The 19,117-nt window shown below is 38.1% G+C and carries 20 protein-coding genes and 1 pseudogene; 12 read left to right on the top strand and 9 right to left on the bottom strand.

Features of this window, described 5'->3' with window-relative positions:
- Positions 1–144 precede the first annotated feature (144 nt).
- On the top strand, positions 145–825 hold the full coding sequence (locus D5R40_RS21915; RefSeq protein ID WP_124146432.1) for a hypothetical protein: 681 nt from the start codon (positions 145–147) through the stop codon (positions 823–825).
- A gap of 27 nt (positions 826–852) precedes the next feature.
- Positions 853–1,011, top strand: a complete 159-nt coding sequence (locus D5R40_RS35820; RefSeq protein ID WP_161564648.1) for a hypothetical protein — start codon at positions 853–855, stop codon at positions 1,009–1,011.
- Between the two features lie 125 nt (positions 1,012–1,136).
- On the opposite strand, the gene D5R40_RS21910 is transcribed toward D5R40_RS35820, so the two are convergent.
- Positions 1,137–2,057: an Hpt domain-containing protein gene (locus tag D5R40_RS21910; protein WP_124155214.1), complete on the bottom strand. Its 921-nt coding sequence runs from the start codon at positions 2,055–2,057 to the stop codon at positions 1,137–1,139.
- Positions 2,058–2,617: 560 nt separating this feature from the next.
- Entirely contained in the window at positions 2,618–3,805 is a 1,188-nt protein-coding gene (locus D5R40_RS21905) for a M20 family metallopeptidase (protein WP_124155213.1), read from the bottom strand.
- Positions 3,806–4,116: 311 nt separating this feature from the next.
- Between D5R40_RS21905 and D5R40_RS21900 the strand changes: the two genes are divergently transcribed.
- The 3 genes from D5R40_RS21900 (at position 4,117) to D5R40_RS21890 (ending at position 6,370) form a co-directional block, all read left to right on the top strand.
- Positions 4,117–5,271, top strand: a complete 1,155-nt coding sequence (locus D5R40_RS21900; protein WP_124145789.1) for a mechanosensitive ion channel family protein — start codon at positions 4,117–4,119, stop codon at positions 5,269–5,271.
- Positions 5,272–5,684: 413 nt separating this feature from the next.
- Positions 5,685–6,152, top strand: a complete 468-nt coding sequence (locus D5R40_RS21895; RefSeq protein ID WP_124155212.1) for a pentapeptide repeat-containing protein — start codon at positions 5,685–5,687, stop codon at positions 6,150–6,152.
- Positions 6,149–6,370, top strand: a complete 222-nt coding sequence (locus tag D5R40_RS21890) for a hypothetical protein (protein WP_124145791.1) — start codon at positions 6,149–6,151, stop codon at positions 6,368–6,370. The genes D5R40_RS21895 and D5R40_RS21890 overlap by 4 nt, the downstream gene beginning before the upstream one ends.
- A gap of 100 nt (positions 6,371–6,470) precedes the next feature.
- Here the strand turns inward: D5R40_RS21890 and D5R40_RS41340 are convergent, their stop codons facing one another.
- Positions 6,471–6,602 carry a hypothetical protein gene (locus D5R40_RS41340; RefSeq protein WP_275670401.1) on the bottom strand — a complete coding sequence of 44 codons (132 nt, stop codon included), beginning with the start codon at positions 6,600–6,602 and terminating at the stop codon, positions 6,471–6,473.
- Here D5R40_RS41340 and D5R40_RS21885 point away from each other — a divergent pair.
- The gene (locus tag D5R40_RS21885; RefSeq protein ID WP_124155211.1) at positions 6,596–7,153 is read left to right on the top strand and encodes a hypothetical protein; all 558 of its coding nucleotides are present in this window, start codon (positions 6,596–6,598) and stop codon (positions 7,151–7,153) included. The two genes, D5R40_RS41340 and D5R40_RS21885, sit on opposite strands and share 7 nt — an antisense overlap.
- A gap of 183 nt (positions 7,154–7,336) precedes the next feature.
- Here D5R40_RS21885 and coaBC read toward each other — a convergent pair whose 3' ends face one another.
- From coaBC to D5R40_RS21870, 4 genes are all read right to left on the bottom strand, one after another.
- A complete protein-coding gene (gene coaBC, locus D5R40_RS21880) occupies positions 7,337–8,566 on the bottom strand; it encodes a bifunctional phosphopantothenoylcysteine decarboxylase/phosphopantothenate--cysteine ligase CoaBC (protein WP_240041634.1) in 1,230 nt (409 codons plus the stop codon).
- Between the two features lie 180 nt (positions 8,567–8,746).
- On the bottom strand, positions 8,747–8,893 hold the full coding sequence (locus tag D5R40_RS35815) for a hypothetical protein (RefSeq protein WP_161565041.1): 147 nt from the start codon (positions 8,891–8,893) through the stop codon (positions 8,747–8,749).
- Between the two features lie 355 nt (positions 8,894–9,248).
- Positions 9,249–9,461, bottom strand: a complete 213-nt coding sequence (gene isiD, locus D5R40_RS21875) for a protein IsiD (RefSeq protein ID WP_124145794.1) — start codon at positions 9,459–9,461, stop codon at positions 9,249–9,251.
- 88 nt (positions 9,462–9,549) lie between these two features.
- Entirely contained in the window at positions 9,550–10,167 is a 618-nt protein-coding gene (locus tag D5R40_RS21870) for an alpha/beta hydrolase (RefSeq protein WP_124145795.1), read from the bottom strand.
- A gap of 167 nt (positions 10,168–10,334) precedes the next feature.
- Between D5R40_RS21870 and D5R40_RS21865 the strand changes: the two genes are divergently transcribed.
- From D5R40_RS21865 to D5R40_RS21845, 6 genes and pseudogenes are all read left to right on the top strand, one after another.
- On the top strand, positions 10,335–10,520 hold the full coding sequence (locus D5R40_RS21865; RefSeq protein ID WP_124145796.1) for a hypothetical protein: 186 nt from the start codon (positions 10,335–10,337) through the stop codon (positions 10,518–10,520).
- A gap of 224 nt (positions 10,521–10,744) precedes the next feature.
- Positions 10,745–10,882 (top strand): hypothetical protein, encoded by a 138-nt coding sequence (locus D5R40_RS35810; protein ID WP_161564600.1) that lies wholly within the window; start codon positions 10,745–10,747, stop codon positions 10,880–10,882.
- A gap of 516 nt (positions 10,883–11,398) precedes the next feature.
- A pseudogene (cysE, locus tag D5R40_RS21860) lies at positions 11,399–12,022 on the top strand (serine O-acetyltransferase); the annotation flags it as partial.
- A gap of 239 nt (positions 12,023–12,261) precedes the next feature.
- Positions 12,262–12,831: a PEP-CTERM sorting domain-containing protein gene (locus D5R40_RS21855; RefSeq protein ID WP_124145798.1), complete on the top strand. Its 570-nt coding sequence runs from the start codon at positions 12,262–12,264 to the stop codon at positions 12,829–12,831.
- A gap of 298 nt (positions 12,832–13,129) precedes the next feature.
- Complete coding sequence (locus tag D5R40_RS21850) at positions 13,130–14,731, top strand: FAD-binding oxidoreductase (protein ID WP_124145799.1); 1,602 nt, start codon at positions 13,130–13,132, stop codon at positions 14,729–14,731.
- Between the two features lie 930 nt (positions 14,732–15,661).
- Complete coding sequence (locus D5R40_RS21845; RefSeq protein ID WP_124145801.1) at positions 15,662–17,686, top strand: DUF6851 domain-containing protein; 2,025 nt, start codon at positions 15,662–15,664, stop codon at positions 17,684–17,686.
- Between the two features lie 16 nt (positions 17,687–17,702).
- On the opposite strand, the gene D5R40_RS21840 is transcribed toward D5R40_RS21845, so the two are convergent.
- Both D5R40_RS21840 and D5R40_RS21835 read right to left on the bottom strand, forming a co-directional pair.
- Complete coding sequence (locus D5R40_RS21840; RefSeq protein WP_124145802.1) at positions 17,703–18,395, bottom strand: hypothetical protein; 693 nt, start codon at positions 18,393–18,395, stop codon at positions 17,703–17,705.
- Between the two features lie 154 nt (positions 18,396–18,549).
- A partial coding sequence (locus tag D5R40_RS21835) for an iron uptake porin (RefSeq protein ID WP_153183501.1) occupies positions 18,550–19,117 on the bottom strand: 568 nt, incomplete at its 5' end.

Below are 19,117 nucleotides of genomic sequence, written 5' to 3'. Positions count from 1 at the left end.
AATTTTGAACACCGTGTAGACGGTGGGGTATTAAACCCACAAAGAAAATGATAATTATCCATTATCAATTATCAATTATCAATTAATGAATTCTTCCTTCTGCTATATAATAATTTTGAGAAGTCAATTAAAAAATATATAAATATGTTCTATCGTCGTAGTCTTTTAGAAATTGCTGAATATATTTTTATTACTGCTTCTGTTGTAGGATTTTTGGCAAATTATATATTTGATAAACCAATTATTTATGCAGTAGGGTGTGTTTTGATTTCTCTGTTAATTAATTTAGTTAATCGACATAAATTAGCAGCACAAATTAAAGTAATTAAATTTGATACTGCTGGAAAACTAGAGCAATATCAAAAGTCAATTTACCAAATGATTTCTCAGTTACAAAATAGTATAACTTTTTTTGAATCTGCTGCTAAAAACTTAGAAAATAATCAGGAAGATATCAAGATTAAACCTTTGCTGGAAACTATGAAAAGTTTGTCTAATCGATTTGATATTCAGGAGCAAACTATTAAACTGTTACAAACAGAGCTAGAAATGATTTCTCAGCAGTTTAAACAACGACCAGAATTACAGCAAATTAATGATTTAACAAGTGTGATTATTGATTTACAGCAGTTTATTAAAAAATTGCCAGAGTGGAGCGACCTACGACAACATCAGTTTCAAAAGTTAGAAGAAAAAGTTAATCATGCTTTGCATAAACTTGAGGAAAGTATTGCAGAAAGAAAAAGAGAAACTGTTGAAGAAGGAAGAAGCGGTGCGACCGCGTTGGCGGCAGACGAAAGGAAATTCGCACCAAGAGAGGAATAATATCAAGTCCGGTTAAACAGTTATAGAATGGTTAACTCAGGAGGAGTCAACCCACCCCTAACCCCTCCCAGGAGGGGGAGTCAGGAGTCAGGAAGAGAGAGAATTACAAAGATGGGCCTACTTATGACGATTGGAGAATTTTTTTATGTGCAATTAACCGGATTTGATATAATTGATAATTTATAAATAATAATTTATTTTATTTTTAATTCTTACCAGATGTCTAATATCTCTAAAATAAAATAAGTAATTGCCAATAATCTTACAGATATTAAGACAGATATATAAGATAGTAAAATTATCATGGTCAATCAATTATTTTTTGACGACTTAACGTGCTTAACTAATAATCGAGCGATCGCTTCGAGTTGCTTATGATTAAAACTTTTAATAATTAATTTCACTAACTCTTTAGGTTCTTTTGGCAAAGTTACTTTTTTCTGTTCAGAAGCTGTTGCTATTTCCTTAAGGTCTTGACTTTCCACTATTTCCTGTACTTTTCCTGCTTGGATCAACTCACCTGCTTGATTAAGTTCTTTAATAATTACAGGAGCTAGAATTTGATAAGACAATTTAGAACTAACGATCGCCTGTCGAGAATATGTAACTAAACTCTTCCAAATTTCTGTATTTTCATCCAACTTCAACAAACCATTACAAACTTCTGTAAGCTGCTTTCTAGAGTCAGGAGAATCAGCCTGTTTAAACACCTCCAACATTTCTTTTAACTTACTTTTAACTTGTTGAGAAAAATTAGATTTAGATATTGTCTTCCCATTTCCACCAGCAGTAGATTGAGAAACAGTACCACCACTCACTAAAGTATTCAAATTAGTTTCTAATTCTGAAAAAATAGGCAAAGCATTATCAACAATTTCTTGTCCCTCTTCTTCCCTCAAACCATAAGGACCTTGGAGACGTTCTACTAAATCTTTGAGAGTATCATATCCTTTTAAAAATTGAGACTCTACTGTTTGGTCAATATCAACAGGATTTTCGCGGATTATTTTGAAACAATCTTCTAAACGGTGAGCTACCTTTTGTACACTGTGCATTCCTAACATAGCAGCCCCACCTTTGACAGAATGAGCTGCTCTAAACATATCATTAATAGTTTCAGAATCTGACATTGTAGACTTCAAATCTACCAACCCATTTTCTAGGGTAACTAAATGTTCTTCTGCTTCTAATATAAATAATTGTTTAATCCGATCATCTTGTTGTGTTGACACAATATTTCTCCTAAAAATTACAATTATTCATTACATTTACTGGAAGTTACTACTTCTATTCTAGCTTTTATAACTGGAGTTATAAAAGCATCTTAATGTAATTAACTACATCTAGTTTAATCCTTTTTTGACTGAAAGTTAGCAGATCATTTAATGTTAACTAGCTGTCAGTTATAAGCTTTGGTTGAAATCCCTGGCTTGTACAAGTAGGATAATTTAAGAAGGGTTAAAATTCCCTTTTCAAGTGCATTTCTCTCAGTTTCAGCTATTGATCACTCCCTGTTTGCCAAGCATTCCTTTGAGGAAATGCTGACTGTAGCAATTGCCGTTTGTGGAGCATTCCGGACCGAAACCCTTTTTAATTTTGCGCCTTACATTATCTCAAAAAGTTTGCTATATATCTTTAGTAATGAAGAGATGCGGAGATGGGGAGTGTGGGGAGTGGTCAGATGGTAATCAAACATAGCATTACTATTTAGAAATAGTATTAGTACAGATCAAAAGCTTAAAACTCAGACAACACAATATTTTTCCTTCTTCCCTCTTCCCCAACCAAGACCTTAATGGCCTAAATGGCAATTGTGCCAATATTTATAGGCAGCATAAGCCAAAGTAACCACACAAGTGACAATAGCAGATTCATCTGCCTCAAACTGAGGATGATGCAGAGGATAGTTAGGTTTGTCTTTGTGTCCCACTCCCAAACGAAACATCATACCTGGAACTTTCTTCAGATACATAGAAAAGTCTTCCGCACCTAGGGAAGGCTCAGGTAAAATACAAACCCGATCGCTGCCCCAAGCTTCCAAAGAAACTGACTCGACCAACTGAGTCAATGCTGGGTCATTTTGCACAGATGGTACTCCCTGACGATAATTTAGTTCATACTTAGCGCCATAAGAACCACAAATATTAGCCACAATATTTTCAATCCATGCAGGTAAAACTTTATGGGTATCTGGATGAAGCGATCGTACAGTTCCCCACATTTTTACTTGGTCAGATATCACATTTGGCGCTCGTCCGCCACTAATTTTACCAATTGTTAACACTACAGGTCTTAAAGGATTATGAGTTCTACTAATGGCCTGCTGTAAATTAGTAATTACTTGAGAAGCAATCCAAATCGCATCAATAGCTTCATGGGGACGGGCACCATGACCAGATTCCCCAATAATTGTCAATTCCAAATCATCAGCAGCAGCAGTTAGTACCCCGTGACGAATACCCACCGAACCCGCTGGAATAGTTGGGTAAACATGGACTCCTAAAATTCCCTGTACATCCTCAAGCGCCCCATCTTCAATCATCCAATTTGCACCTTGGGCAATTTCCTCTGCTGGTTGAAACAGAAACCGAACGTTACCTAGTAAGGGTTCTCCCAATTCAGATAATACCATTGCAGCTCCTAGTCCTACAGTTGTATGGACATCGTGACCACAAGCGTGCATAATGCCAGTATTACGGGAGGCAAAATCTAAATTAGTACATTCTTTAATCGGCAAAGCATCCATATCGGTACGAATAGCCAACCATTGATTATTACTATTAACTTTGAGTTCTCCCAGAACACCAGTTTTACCTATAGACTCTCGTACATGGAGACCACAGGAAGACAACACACCTGCAACATAAGCAGCCGTTTGGTACTCTTGGCCACTTAATTCTGGGTGAGAGTGAATATGACGACGAATTTCAATCATACGGGGGGCCAGGGTAGCTGTTAAATCTTTAATTTTAGTTAGCATAGATAATTTATATTTGTGTAGTATTTAGTCTATCTAAAGCACATTAAATGATGATAACAAAGGAAAATTATCCTTGGAAATTATTAAGCAATTAAGTTTTGCTGGAAATGGCGATCGCCCACCGTTGTATTATATGGGGAGCGATCTCTGAGTGTCTTTTGAATCCTACTTAACTTTGAGATAAATTTTTTTTATTTAGATAGGAGCGATCGCCAACCGTTTGTCTAAAACTAAAAAATAGCTGAATGCTAAATACTTATCTATTAACTTAAAAACTACTAAATTATTCAAGGAATCTGACTTTATTAATCATGGAAAAAATTTGGCAAAGTCTCATAAATATTACAATTCTAGATATACCAGCAATAAAAATATTTTTTATTGCTCTGGCTTTAATAGGAATATTAGGATTAAAAGAACTATTCAGCATAATATTAATTAAGCAAGTTGAGGCTTTAACTCGTAATACAAAAACTACCCTTGACGATCAATTAATTGCATCTGTTAAACAGCCGATAGGGTGGTTTATCTATATACTTGGATTGTGGATTCTACAATTAATATTAACTGATTCTATTTCTCCCCAATTAAATCAAATAGTCACAGGAATTATTAACTTAGCAATAGTAGGTAATGTTTCACTAATTATCTACCGTATCTCTCCGATATTAGGAGAATTTTTTAGTAATTTATCAGCTAAAACTGAGACTGAATTAGATGATATTATTAGCCCTTATCTTCCGATATTATTTAGGTTTACTGCTATCCTAATTTTTGGCTTAAAAGCAGGAGAATTATTACTAGGAACTTCTGTTACTGCAATCTTTGGTTTAGTCGGTGGCGCTGGTTTAACGCTAGGTTTATTATTTAAGGATGTTATTAGTGATTGGTTAGCTACAGTTGTAATTTACAGTGACAGCTTGTATCGTGAAAATGATTTGATTTTACTACCAAGTGGTGTTTTGGGGCAGGTTACGAAAATTGGTATTAGAAGTACAACAATTTATTTAAAGTTTAAGGGAGCTATCCAGAAAGTTCCTAACTCTAAAATGATTGATGGCAACATCAAAAATTTCTGCCAACAGCCAATTGAAAATCGGAAAGCAGCTATTGATTTATTCATTAAAATTGACGGAATTTCAGCTCAGAAAATAGCCGATATTAATGAGAAAATTCGACAAATCCCTAAATCAATTGACATTTTAGATAATTCTTGTCTGGTGAGATTTGATGGATTGGACAGAAATGCTCGCGTGATTAGAGTAATTGGATATACTAACAATTTAGATAAGTATTATAGCTCTTATGACCAATTGAATTTGGCAATTTTGGCTTTATTGGAGCAAGAGGGAATAGATTTATTTAATATTAATATTATTAGTGATACAGAAACTTATAAAAGTTGGCAGTCTAGTCAAAATTTAGGGATTGAACAAGGGAATAGAGAATATATAAATCCTATTTAAGTTGTAATATTTTCCTGGCAGCTAGGAGTCATATCAAGTTCGGTAGCATCGTTATTGTAAAGGTAAGGAAGAAGGAAGAAGGAAGAGGGAAGAAGTGAAGAGGGAAGAAGGCTTTAGTTATCTAGAATAGAAGACTTAAAAGTCCAAAAAACCTGAAATTTTTTGTAGATATTCACCCTTGGGTTTACACAAACGATACCAGCGGACATGATACCAGGAATCAGGAGTCAGGAGTCATAGTTTTCAATGTTTTCAACTCAGATTAACTATTAGAAAAAATATTACCGAATAATTAATCCAAACTTCAGTATGCTCAGGACTTACGCAGAGACTCTGCATATAGCGAGGGCGCCATTCGGAGCTTTGCGGAGCGCAAATGCCATTTGCTCCTACAGATGGTGGTTTAAAGGTCAATTTGCGTAAGTCCTGATGCTGATTTTAGAGAGGCTAATTTGACTGATGCTAGCCTCCAAAATGCTGATTTAATGTTGGCAAATTTACAAGGTGCAAAACTGACACGAGCTAATCTAAAACACGCTAATCTTCAAGATGCAAAATTTCAGGCAGCTCAGATGGTTAATGGAAATTTCCAAGGTGCAAACTTAACTTATGCAAATTTGGAAGGTGCTAATTTAGCAAATGCTGAGTTAAGCAACAGTCGTTTGACAGGAGCAATACTCAGAGGAGCTAATTTACAGGGAGCAATTTTAGAAAAAGCTGACTTTGAGAACGCAAATTTAGCAGGTGTTAATTTTAAGGGAGCACATTTAGAGGGTGCAAATTTTCAAGGAGCAGTAACTCCAAAGGAGGCAATATTGATACTAGGGCGAATCAAATACAAGCTAGTTCCTCCATCTCCTTTGGAGGAAATTTCACCTTGACAGCAGAGGGTAATATTTTTACTGAAAAAATACTGGCCTCATCTAACGAAAGTGGAAATGGAGGAAATATTAATATTCAAGCAGGAGGAAACATTGATACTACTATTGATCGCCTTGACTCTAGTTCTAGAGACCGAGATGCAGGGGAAATTACTCTCACAAGTGGAGGTAATATTTTCACAAGTAGTATAAATTCGGGGTTGCCCATTATGGAATGATATTGCCAAAAATTGGTTTAGATTTTGACTAAAAATAACCATTAATTAATCATTCTAGCAATTGATTAATCCACAATCCAATTCAATCAAAAATATCAAATCATTCGTCACTGTTCAACGCCATAAATTCAAATTCTGGTTCTTTTCTGGGTAGTGGGGGAGACATAACTCTAGATGCAGTTGATACTATTGATACTACTGGTGGGAGATTAAGTTCAGGTTCTGTTGGCACCAACTCTGGCAACTCAGATGATATTAATGTCGAAGCGGGAAGAAGATATCAATACTGAGGAAATTAATTCTAGTGGTGGAGAAAATACTGGGGACATAGAGGTTAGTAGCGATAATGGGGAGGTAAATACGGGAAATATTGAATCACTTGGTGACTCAGAAGACTCAGGTAATATTGATGTTAATGCGGAAGGGGATATAAGTACAGGTAATATTAGTTCTATTAGCAATAATAATACTGGAGATATTTCTGTTAATAGTCAAGAAGGTTCTGTGAATACAAATAATATTGAAACAATTGCCGAAGCTGGAAATTCTGGGGATATAAATATTGTAGCAATAGACGATATAAGTACAGGTAATATTAGTTCTATTGGCAATAATAATAGTGGAGATATTTCTGTTAATAGTCAGGCAAGTTCTGTTAATACAAATAATATTACGACTCAAGCAGAAACAGGTACTGCTGGTGACATTGATATTAGTGCTAGAAATAAAATACAGGTAATATTACTTCCACTGATCCTCAAGGAAGTGGCAATATTAATCTGACCACTGAAGTAGGTAAAATTAATACAGGTGAAGTCTTTACAGATACAGGAAAAATTAATCTTAATCAACCAAACAATAATATTAGTTCAGTAGTAGAAAATAATCCGATTTCTATAACTCCCAGTTCCACACCTTCAACTACTGCTACCGGATTTGATATCAATATTTAATCTCCTCATCCCCCTATATCCCTAGCTCCCCATTTCCCCATCCCCCGCTCTCCAAGACAAAACTCCACAACCTATGAGCCATTTCTAATTTACTACAAGACGGAAGATCTCGCCGACGACCTTCAGCATCCAGAAAAATTCCTTGATTTGTATCACTACCAAAACCAGCTTCCTCTCGGTCAATAGGGTTAGCAACAATAGCATCTAAATTTTTAACCTGCAACTTCTCCAACGCAGGTGCAACAATATCTCCAGTCTGTGCTGCAAACCCAATCAAATATTGCTGGCGCTGCTTTAACTGCCCTAACTCCGCCACAATATCCGGTACAAGTGTCAAAGGTAATAAATTTGGTAGCGATCGCTTTGGCAATTTCTCACTACTATACTCAACAGGTTTAACATCTGCTACTGCCGCACTCATCACAATTATATCTGCTTCAGTAAAATGAGATAACATTGCTTGTCGCATCTGAGCAGCACTCACTACCTCCACAGTTTTTATCCCTGATAACAGCAACTCTCCCGAAATACTATGAACCAAAGTAACACTTGCACCGCGATGCAATGCCGCCTTAGCTAAAGCTATACCCATCTTACCCGTAGAAGGGTTGCCAATATACCTCACAGGGTCTAAATGTTCTCGCGTTCCACCCGCGCTAATTAATATTCTCTTACCTACTAAATCTCTTTTGCCTGCTGTATATAACAAAGATTCTATATTTGTGATTATCTCTGTTGGTTCCGCCATTCGGCCTTGACCAACGCGATCGCAAGCTAATATTCCCATACTTGGATTCATACCATAATATCTTTTTTCTGTCAATATTTGTTGCCAATTTCGCTGTACTGTCTGTTGTTCCCACATATCAGTATTCATTGCCGGAGATAATAAAATTGGGCAACGAGAAGCCAGCACTGTATTAGTCAACAAATTATCTGCTAAACCGTATACTAATTTTGCCAAAGTATTTGCTGTGAGAGGAGCAATGACTATTATTTCTGCCCATTCACCCAACTGAATATGCAATGGACGTCCGTGAGTAGACTGCCAAAAATCTCGATCTGTATAAGCTGGATAACGACAGAGAGTGGATAAAGTTAGAGGTGTAATGAACTGTTGAGCAGAATCTGTCAAAATTGCTCGCACCTCGATACCAGATTTTACGAGAGTAGAAACTACTTCACAAATTTTATAAGCTGCTATACCACCACAAATACTGATTAAAACTCTTCTACCCATAATATTTTCTTGTCTTGAAAAGGAGAGGTAATTGTTAATTAATAATTGTTAATTGTTGAAATTCTAGATCGTTAAGTTGTGAAGAAGCAAATAATTAATTAATATAGTATTTTTGGCATTGGTGATTTGAGGTATGAAATAAGTAATTTAGGTAAATTAAGAGTCATTCTTTGAATAGCAAAATTAGATGTTGTCTTTACTTAATTGACCGAAAAACACTTTTCTTTCTCCTGACTCAGTTCTCCTGACTTCCCCTCCTGGGAGGGGTGGGGGTGGGTTGACTCCTAAGTAATTAAAATTAATATCATACATACTCTTGAGCAACGCCATATTTTTCATTAAGCAGTTGGGGTCGCACATTATGGAATGATATTGCCAAAAATTAGTTTAGACTTTGATAAAAAAACCTAATATCAATCATTCTAGCAATTGATTAATCCAAAATCCTGTTCATCAAAAATCTAAAATCATTCGTCACTGTGCAACGCCAAGCAGTTGTCATATCAAATGAATGTTTCCTATTTGACTAAAATCATCAGTAAGTATTCAAACATAATTAAGATTAAGATAAATAGGAGTGTTGGGTAAAAAGTATCCAAGCTTAAAAATACCTTGTTTACTAAACCAACACTCTCAAATGTGACAAAATGATTAAATTACTGACTTGTGCGTTCCCATATTTTCCTCAAGCCTCATCACAAGGCTCTAAATCCAATAAATGGATATAAGGATCGATTAACTCTGGACGTTGAAAGGCGATCGCTCGTAGCAGGTGCCAATCACTCAACCCGTCAAAAGGATTTTGATAATCATCTTCCTCCAAACGTAAAGCCAACTTAGCTACATCCTGTGCAGTTAAATTAGCAACCTCGTGTAAAGAACGGGCTATAGTTTGCATCAAAACCGACCTCCCTGAAATGGCATCTGCTGAAAGCATTAATTAAAACGGAGTGTTATTCACACCTCCATTTAATATAATAGTCTTTCTAAGCTTTTGCCATAGTATCTATAACAAAACTTCGCATTAACTTCACAATTTCTGGAATAATCTCATGTCCCATATTAAATTCTTGGTATTGTATATTTGCCCCCAGATTTGTGAAAGTATCGCGCGTTCGTCTTCCTTGTTCAATAGGTAAAACTGGGTCTTGTGTACCATGTGTAACTAGAACAGGTGGTAATTTTTCTCCTGATGGTTGAAGTTGAGAATGTAGGTATCCACTTAAAATAATTAAGCCTTTTATTGGCAAAGTTACTCCTACATCCATAGCCATTGCCCCACCTTGAGAAAAGCCACATAGAATAGTTTTAGATAAAGGTATCCCTGTTTTACTTTCTAGAGAAATTAGCCAATCAATTAATATTTGGCGACTTTCAACCAGACCTTGGAATTCTAAATTTGATAAGTCATACCACATTTTTCCCTCAGGAACTTCAGGATGAGGCAATGGAGCATCTGGAAATTCAAACCAATAATCAGGCAAATTCAACTGTGTTGCTAAAGGTGTTAAATCATTACAATTAGCTCCCCAGCCATGTAAGAGAACAAATAAACCAGTAGGTTCTAAATTAGGTGAGATAGTAATTGAACTTAATTGGGTCATTATAAAGACATCAAAAGTAATTCCATTATTGTAACTATTCTGCACCAAATATTAAATTAGTTTTGCACAGTTACTTATAGAACCAAGTTTACAGCGCTTTTTATATTGATGAACCACATAGTCACAATCACGCGCCCAGTAGGGACGTTCCATAGAACGTCCCTACTGTGGTCTACCGAAATGAAAACCGCTGTAAAGATGGGGAGATGGGAAGATGGGGATATCAAGAAAAATTTGGTAATGGCGCTGTGATGGAACATTTTTTTAGACCGAACCCGAGCGGATTTGATCTGACTGCGCGGGGTGCAGCAGATGCAAGCGGTCATTGTGTGCTAGCTTTTAGCGGAAGTTAGGCACAAGCGCAAAACGCCCACATGAAAAGCGCAGCATGAAAAACGGAAAAAGCCTCTTACAGAGGAACTGCGGAATTCAGTACCTTCGGTAATAGGGAGGCGATCGAACATACTAAATTTTCTTTCTCTTGGTCGATTGGATATGGCATTTTGCAAGCGTAAAGCTCCACTTTTTATCCCCTTAAAAGAGGAGACTTGAAACCTGATTTTGTGGTTATAGCGCTGTGCGCAGGCAACAGCTCCGGAAGGCAACAGCTCCGGAAGGGGGATTGAAGAAGGAGACAGGAGACAGGAGACAGGAGACAGGAGGAAAATTACATGGGGATTCGCTCCCCCAAGTAATGCGTGAACACCCCCGTTGACGGTGGGGTATTAAACCCACAAAGAAAATGATAAATTGCCGATAATATAAGACTTTTAGCTATTTTGCCCCTCCTGCAATTTGTAAATATACCAGCGCTCATTGCTATAAAAAATTTATAAATTTCAATCAGTAAATATACTCTATGCTAAAAAAAACTGTATTATATGGCGTTGCTGAGGGGCGGGATGAATCTTTGCACAAAAGGTAACATCTTTTACTTCCTCTTTTTTTCAAACTATAATTCCAATGGGCACTCTATGTAACGCCCTCCACACTCTTCACACTAATTCCAATGGGCACTCTATGTAACGCCTATTATATCATGTCCGGATAATAGCGCCATAAAAAACTTTTTTCTACTCTTCCTTCCCTCCCGACTCCTGACTAACTATACCGAAGAAAAGCTGGTTTAATATTACAACAGTAGATACTGACAAATTTTTGCATAACCTTTTCTATGTGAGAAATATAAACTCGCAGAACAGAAAAACAACAGTAAAAAGGAGACAGTAAAATGTCCTTAACTGGGGAACTAATCCCTGCTGAAACCAGGATTAACAAGCATTTGGTAGCTTCAGAATCTCATAGATATTTCTTCTTGGCAAGTCAGATAAAACTGCTTAATTTTCTGAGAACGATATCAGCTGACTTCCAGATTATTTTTCAACGTGATCCAGCAGCTAAAAACTGGTTTGAAGTTTTGTTGTGTTACCCAGGGTTTCATGCCTTGCTGTGTTATCGGATAGCTCACTATCTCCATGGTTTAAAAACTCCCTTAATTCCTCGCTTCATTTCGTACTTTGCTCGCTTCTTGACTGGGATTGAAATTCACCCTGCTGCTCAAATTGGTAAGGGTGCATTCATTGACCACGGCATGGGTGTAGTAATTGGCGAAACAGCGAAAGTGGGAGAATATGTTCTGCTATACCAAGGCGTGACTCTTGGTGGAACTGGTAAAGAGACTGGAAAGCGCCACCCTACTCTGGGAAACAATGTGATTGTCGGAGCTGGAGCTAAGGTTTTAGGCAATATCAAAATCGACAACAATGTTTCTATTGGTGCTAATGCAGTTATTCTACGGAATGTTTCTGTTAATTGCACAGTTGTCGGAGTTCCTGGTCGAATTGTTAAGCGTTCAGTATTAAGTTGAGATTTATACTGAAACCGAGAAAAATGCAATCTCAAGGGGATTTCAACCAAAATTGATAGCTTTTATTCCAGAGCTAGTTAGTAGCTCTAGGAGAACGCAAGTTTAGGCAAAATTAGCGATCGCTCATCTAGTTACTCACAGCTATTTTTGCTCAAAAGACTCATTTTGTCTTTTTTTCAAACTCATCAGACAAATTAAATCAACAAATCATAGGAAAAAGTAAAACAATGACTAACAACATCTTCACAAAATTCACCGTCGCAATTGCTAGTGCAGCTTTGTTTACCGTAGTTTCAGAAATTCCCGCTCATGCTGCCTCTTTCAACTTCAATTTCCCTCTGATAGATGATGCTGAAGATATTCTCGGTTCTGGTTCTGTCAGTTTCGAGGCAGAACCAGATAAATTGAACGCTTTGGAGAAGTTTGCCCTAACTGAGTTTGACGTAGAACTTACTTTAAACACATTAGACACATTTTCTTTCTCCCACACAAATGCAGATAAGGCAAACGCTGTTTTTGCCAATGGAGAATTTTTAGGAATAGAGTACAATGGCCAATCTCAAGAAAGTGGTGATTATGTACTTCTGATTGATGGTGGAGATGAAGCGATCAAGCCTGGCGAACCTGGAGCTTGGTCTATATGGGGTCCCAACCTGGAAACAGGAGCTGTTGATACCAGGGTTACAGGAGGAGACAACGTTAGCTATGAATCAGTACCAGAACCTGCATCATTGGCAGGATTAGGAATTTTAGGTCTAAGTTTACTTGTGAGCAAGAAAAAAATTAATTCCCATTAAAAAAGCGTTCAGCATTCAGCAGTCAGCAGTAAACATTTAGAAGGGGATTTAAACCCCTCCGCGCACCTTCCGGTTTATACCGGGGATTTAAACCCAGAGCTATAAAAGCTGATAGCTGTTTGCGGAGCATTCCGGTACGGAAATGCTAAAAGCTAATAGCTAGTGAAACATCAAGTTCTAGATTGACTTTAGGAATGATTGAGAGTAGCAAAACTCAGGTAAAAAATTCTCTCTCAATCATCTTTTGATTCAGCCAACACTAATTTAATTTATCTATTCAGCAATAAGGAGAACAACAATGGTATCGGTTTTACAATCTAACCCCAGTTTGAAATTAAAATGGCACTACCTAGAATTTTGTCAAAAAATACTTGGTCATCAATATGTAATTACCAATGAGAATGTAATTGCCGCAGTAGAGACAGCAACTTTTGAAACTTCACAACAAGTGCGTTTCGTGATTCAACCAGGTTCACCACAAGAGGTTCAAGCGTGCCTCAAAGCTGCTCAACTATTTGGAATTCATATTCACCCAGTCAGTCAGGGATATAACTGGGGATATGGTTCTCAAGTTCCTGATGAAAACCTGAGTGTGGTTATGAATTTGAGTAGACTGAATCAGATTAAGGTAGATGGTAAAAATGCCACCGTCACTCTTGGTCCTGGAGTAACTCAGCAGCAGTTATTTGAATATTTGCGGTCAAATTATCCCCACTTGTTCTTTTCTCTCACAGGAAGTTCACCTTATTCCAGCATTATTGGCAATGCTATAGATGCAGGTTATGCCAACGGTCTGAATGTGATTCGCTGGAATCATGTAATTTCCCTTGAGGCGATTTTACCCTCTGGTGAATTACTCAAAACTGGATTTGATGCTTTGCCCAACGCTTCAACAGCAGGAATATCTCGTTATGGTCTCGGACCAGACTTGAAGGGTTTATTTCGGCAATCAAATTTAGGAATTGTCACCGAAATGACGTTGGAATTATCGTTAGCTCCCGCATACCTACAAATATTTTATTTTTCCATTGATGAAGAAGAGCAGTTAGGTGAGCTAACTGACCAATTGCACAATTTAAAGCAAACTGGATTAATTGAAAGTAACTGGATACTGTTGCATGGCTACCGAATTCTGGCAGAAGTCAGTCAGTTTCCTTGGCAAGAGACTGATGCACAAAGAACTCTAGATCGCAATCTGATGCTGAAACTCTTGCGCCAACAACAAATTCCTGGCTGGTCAGGAGTTTATAACGGAGTGTTTGCTATCTATTCTCCTACTTTAAGGCACGCTGAAGCAATGAAAGCGGATATTCACGAAGTCCTCAATAACAAAGTAAGTAGATTGAAAACGTTCACTGTAGATCAATCTCAAATCAAAAAATTGCGTTGGAATAGGAATCTAGAAATTCCTGAATTGACTCATAAACTACTCAAAGGTCGTCTCTTGACTTTTGCTGGAATTCCTGTCCAGGGCAGTATTCCTATTAGTTATTGGCGTAAACGCAATTCAATTCCAGAAATTATGGATCTAGACCGAGACCGATGTGGTTTTATCTGGCTAGCTGTGACAGCACCTGCTTCTGGTACCGATGCACTTACTATTGTTCCTGTGATTGAACACTTTTTTAATGATTACGGGTTTGAGCCAATGATTGTTTTAGATGGTGTTAACAGTAGAGAAATGTATGTGATGACATCTTTAGTTTACGACCGCGAAGTTGCTGGTCGAGATGAACAGGCGAGAAAGTGTTTTGAGCGTCTAGCAGCAGAATTAAGGACGATGGGATACTATCAATACCGTTGGCCTAAAGCACTTTCTGTTGAGAATGCTTTACCAGAAAGAAATGATGACTATGCTTCAGTTTTCGCCAAGCTACAGTCAAGTATACTAGGAGATTAGGCAGTAGGGAGTAGTGCCGCTACCCGGAAGTTAAAAGTTAAAATTGAGTGCTAATTGGCGAGGTTTCCTACGGCGCTTTTAAAGTGCGGAACTATTTCCGCACACAGTCCCTCCAGGATGTATGTAGGGTCTAGAGCAATAACTATTGTCCAATAGAACATTAATAATCGCCAAACAGAGCGATCGCTTTTGAACCAGAGCATTGAAGAAGGAGACAGGAGACAGGAGACAGGAGACAGGAGGAAAATTACATGGGGATTCGCTCCCCCCAAGTAATGCGTGAACACCCCCGTTGACGGTGGGGTATTAAACCCACAAAGAAAATGATAACTATTGTCCAATAGAACATTAATAATCGCCAAACAGAGCGATCGCTTTTGAACCAGAGCATTGAAGAAGGAGACAGGAGACAGGAGACAGGAGACAGGAGGAAAATTACATGGGGATTCGCTCCCCCCAAGTAATGCGTGAACACCCCCGTTGACGGTGGGGTATTAAACCCACAAAGAAAATGATAACTATTGTCCAATAGAACATTAATAATCGCCAAACAGAGCGATCGCTTTTGAACCAGAGCATTGAAGAAGGAGACAGGAGACAGGAGACAGGAGACAGGAGGAAAATTACATGGGGATTCGCTCCCCCCAAGTAATGCGTGAACACCCCCGTTGACGGTGGGGTATTAAACCCACAAAGAAAATGATAACTATTGTCCAATAGAACATTAATAATCGCCAAACAGAGCGATCGCTTTTGAACCAGAGCAATAACTATTGTCCAATAGAGCAATAGAACATTAATAATCGCAAAACAGAAAGAATATTTCACCTTAAAAGGCGGGGTTTTAGACCCAATCCTGTTTGATAACTCGCCTATCCGACTCTTGCTTCTTCCTTCTACACTTTAGTTCTTTAACACTAAAAAAAAAACATGAATAATTCCACCAGGCAAAATCAGCAAATTTCTGACAACAACATCAATCTCACCGTCAACCCAGAAACTCAACTTGTCACAGTAGAAAATCCCACACCAAGCATTTCCGTACTATGGGATCAAGCAGTACAACAAGCAGTCATCAACACCTCCCCCGGTCCGACTGTTGCCTCCCGTGCTTATGGCATCCTACACACAGCCGCCTATGACGCTTGGAGCGCCTACGACCCACTAGCTATTGGAACTCAATTAGAGGATAATCTCCAACGTCCCCAGTCAGAAAACACTGATGCCAACAAAACTGAAGCTATAAGTTTTGCTGCTTATCGGGTATTATCGGAACTCTTCCCTAGCGAAGTAGAAATTTTCAATGAAGTCATGGCTGAATTAGGCTTTGACCCCAACAACACAACCACTGATACAAGCACTCCTGCTGGCATTGGTAACGTCTCCGCTGAAGCACTATTAACATTCCGTCGAAATGATGGCTCCAACCAACTAGGAAATGACCCTAACGGTAACGGTACTCCTTACTCCGATATTACTAACTATCAACCCCTTAATTTTCCTGGAGAAACTATCGATATAGAGTCTTGGACTCCCGAACGGGTTCCCATTGATGCTCTACCCGGTGAAGAACAAAGAGTGCAAACATTCCTAACTCCTCAATGGGGTAATGTTACACCCTTTGGTCTCACATCCGTTGAAGACATACGACCAGAAGCACCAGAACCATTTTTACTTGTAGATGGTGAGGTAGACTTAGAAGCACGCACAATTACTCTAGCAGACCAGTCTGTGGTTGAAATTACTCCCGATATTGTTGGTACAATTATTAATCCTAAATTTATCGAACAGACACAAAGAATTGTCGATCTCAGTGCTAACCTGACAGATGAACAAAAATTAATCGCCGAATTTTGGGAAGACGGAGGCGGTACATCATTCCCTCCCGGAACTTGGCTGACTTTTGGAGAATTTGTTTCCGCTAGGGATAATCATACTTTAGACGAGGATGTGAAACTGTTCTTTAATTTGGGTAATGCAGTATTTGATGCTGGTATTGCTGCTTGGGATGCTAAAACTTTTTATGATTATGCTCGACCTGTACGCACAGTCCGGGAGTTAGGAGAACTGGGTTTAATAGGAGAATTTAATCCAGAACTTGGTGGTTTTGCCATTGATGCTTGGGCAGGTCCAGCAGAAGGAACCCAAACTATTTTAGCAACTGATTTTCTCACCTTTCAAACTCCTGGTAGTGACCCTTCACCTCCTTTTGCTGAATATGTATCTGGTCATAGTACTTTTAGTGCTGCGGGTGCTGAAATTTTGGAACGGTTTACTGGTAGTGATGATTTTGGTGCTTCAGTCAGTTTTGCAGCAGGAGAGTCTCGTTTTGAACCTGGTTTGACACCGGAGTCACCTCTAGTTTTGGAGTGGGATACTTTTAGTGAAGCTGCGGATGAAGCTGGTATTTCTCGTCTTTATGGTGGTATTCATTTTGATGATGGGGACTTGAATGGTCGCGAGTTAGGGCGAGAAGTCGGGGAAAGTGTTTGGGAGAGAACTCAGTCGGTTATTGCTCCTAATGTTATTATCGGTACAAATGATGATGATGATTTAATCGGAACTTCTGAAAATAGTTTCATTTATGGCAACAAAGGTGATGATACAGTCCAAGGTTTGGATGGTAACGACTTACTTTTTGGAGGTAAAGGTAACGATACAGTTGATGGAGGTAATGGTGTTGATATTATTGGTGGCCACAGGGGTGATGATATTCTCATCGGCGGACCTGGTGGCGATCGCTTTGACTTTGGATTAGGTCATGGCGACAATATTATTGTTGATTTTGAAGACGGAATAGATATTATTGGTTTACAGGGTGGTCTGAGTGTCGAGCAATTGACTATTTCTCAGATAGGTAATGATACTCGCATTAGTACTAACCAGCTTTCTATTACGTTACAGGGTGTAGAGGAAAGCGTCATTAGTATTGATGATTTCACCGAACTTGCTTGATCGAAGAGTAGACCTTTTACCTCGGTGGTAACTGTTGAAAAATACCTCTACCTCCACCTCCAGTAATAGGAGTTATAGGTGTAGGTGATACGCGATCGCCAGAGCTACCAGCAGCAGGTTGAGAACCTCTCATCATTCCACCACGAGAGGGGTCTCCCACTCCACGAGAAGGGTCGGAAAATTCCGAGTCCGATACATCTGGAGACATGGTAAAATCAGAACCAGGTGCAGTGGTGCCACCCATTGGGTCGCCTGTACCACCCAGAGCATCATTTAAAAAAGTATTAGAAAAGCCACTGAAATCTAGTTTTCTCTCTTCTTCAAAAAATGGTACGCTTATTCTACGTTTTGCTGGTTCCCTAGAATTTTCTTCTTGAGCGTAAGCTACAGATATTAACCCAAGGGAAAAAGAAGAAGAAAGAAAGAAACATATCAATTTATTAATTGAATTTATCAGGAAAGGCAGAGGGGAGGAGGCAGAAGGCAGAAGGGAATTATGACTCCTGTCTTCGTTCATTCCCAAATATTTTGTTCTTTTTTGTTGCACCTTTACTCTTGTTTGTTCTCTGTTTCTTACTGCTATCAAAAAGCTATTATTTTTGATATTATCTTTTTCTTTTGGGTTTAATATCCCGCCATCTACAAGATGTTGAAAATTGGTTGAAGTTTGAGTCCCCATCCACTTTTTTATTCTTCTTTCTTCAATCATAGATAAATATAGTTATTCTAAATTTTTTTTGTTAATTTTACTTATCTTTTTCTTTTGGGTTTAATACCCCACTGTCTTACAGAGTGTTGACAATTGGTTGAAGTTTGAGTCCCCATCCATTTTTTCTTCCTTCTTCCTTCTTCCTTCTTCAAGGTCAAAAGCGGAAAGTTGTCCGTAAAACTCCAATTACAATTGTTTCATTATCTTCATTATGTTCTGGATTAGTCACTACAAAAAATCCGGGAGTAATTGTGATATAATCGTTAACTTTATACCGATAAAAAGTTTCAATATGATAAGAAGTATCCTCATCTTCTTCAATGCCATTATCTCCATCAACTAATTTTAACGGTTTACCAAATAAAACGGCAAATAAATCTCCTTGACGACCAAAAGGGTCAGACATACCAACAGAAAATAAATAAGTATTAGAAGTAGCATGAGCATCAGAATTAATATAATTTGTAAATACCCATCCTCCCCAAGCACCTAGAGTTATTTTCTCCCAAACTCGCCATTGTACTGTACCACCCACGGCATTAATATTAGCAGGTATACTTAACCCTCCAGAAGTATCAGCATTTAAGCTACCAGTAAAAGTATCCAAATAACCATCTTCTGAATAAGCATTAATATAAGTCACGCCAGTCAATACATTATCAAACGGAACAGTTAAAAATTGGACTCCCACAGCACTATGACCAGCATCAGTAATACCACCT

The sequence above is a fragment of the Okeania hirsuta genome, assembly GCF_003838195.1.
Taxonomy (GTDB): Bacteria; Cyanobacteriota; Cyanobacteriia; order Cyanobacteriales; family Microcoleaceae; genus Okeania; species Okeania hirsuta.
This window is presented reverse-complemented; position numbering and strand designations above follow the sequence as displayed.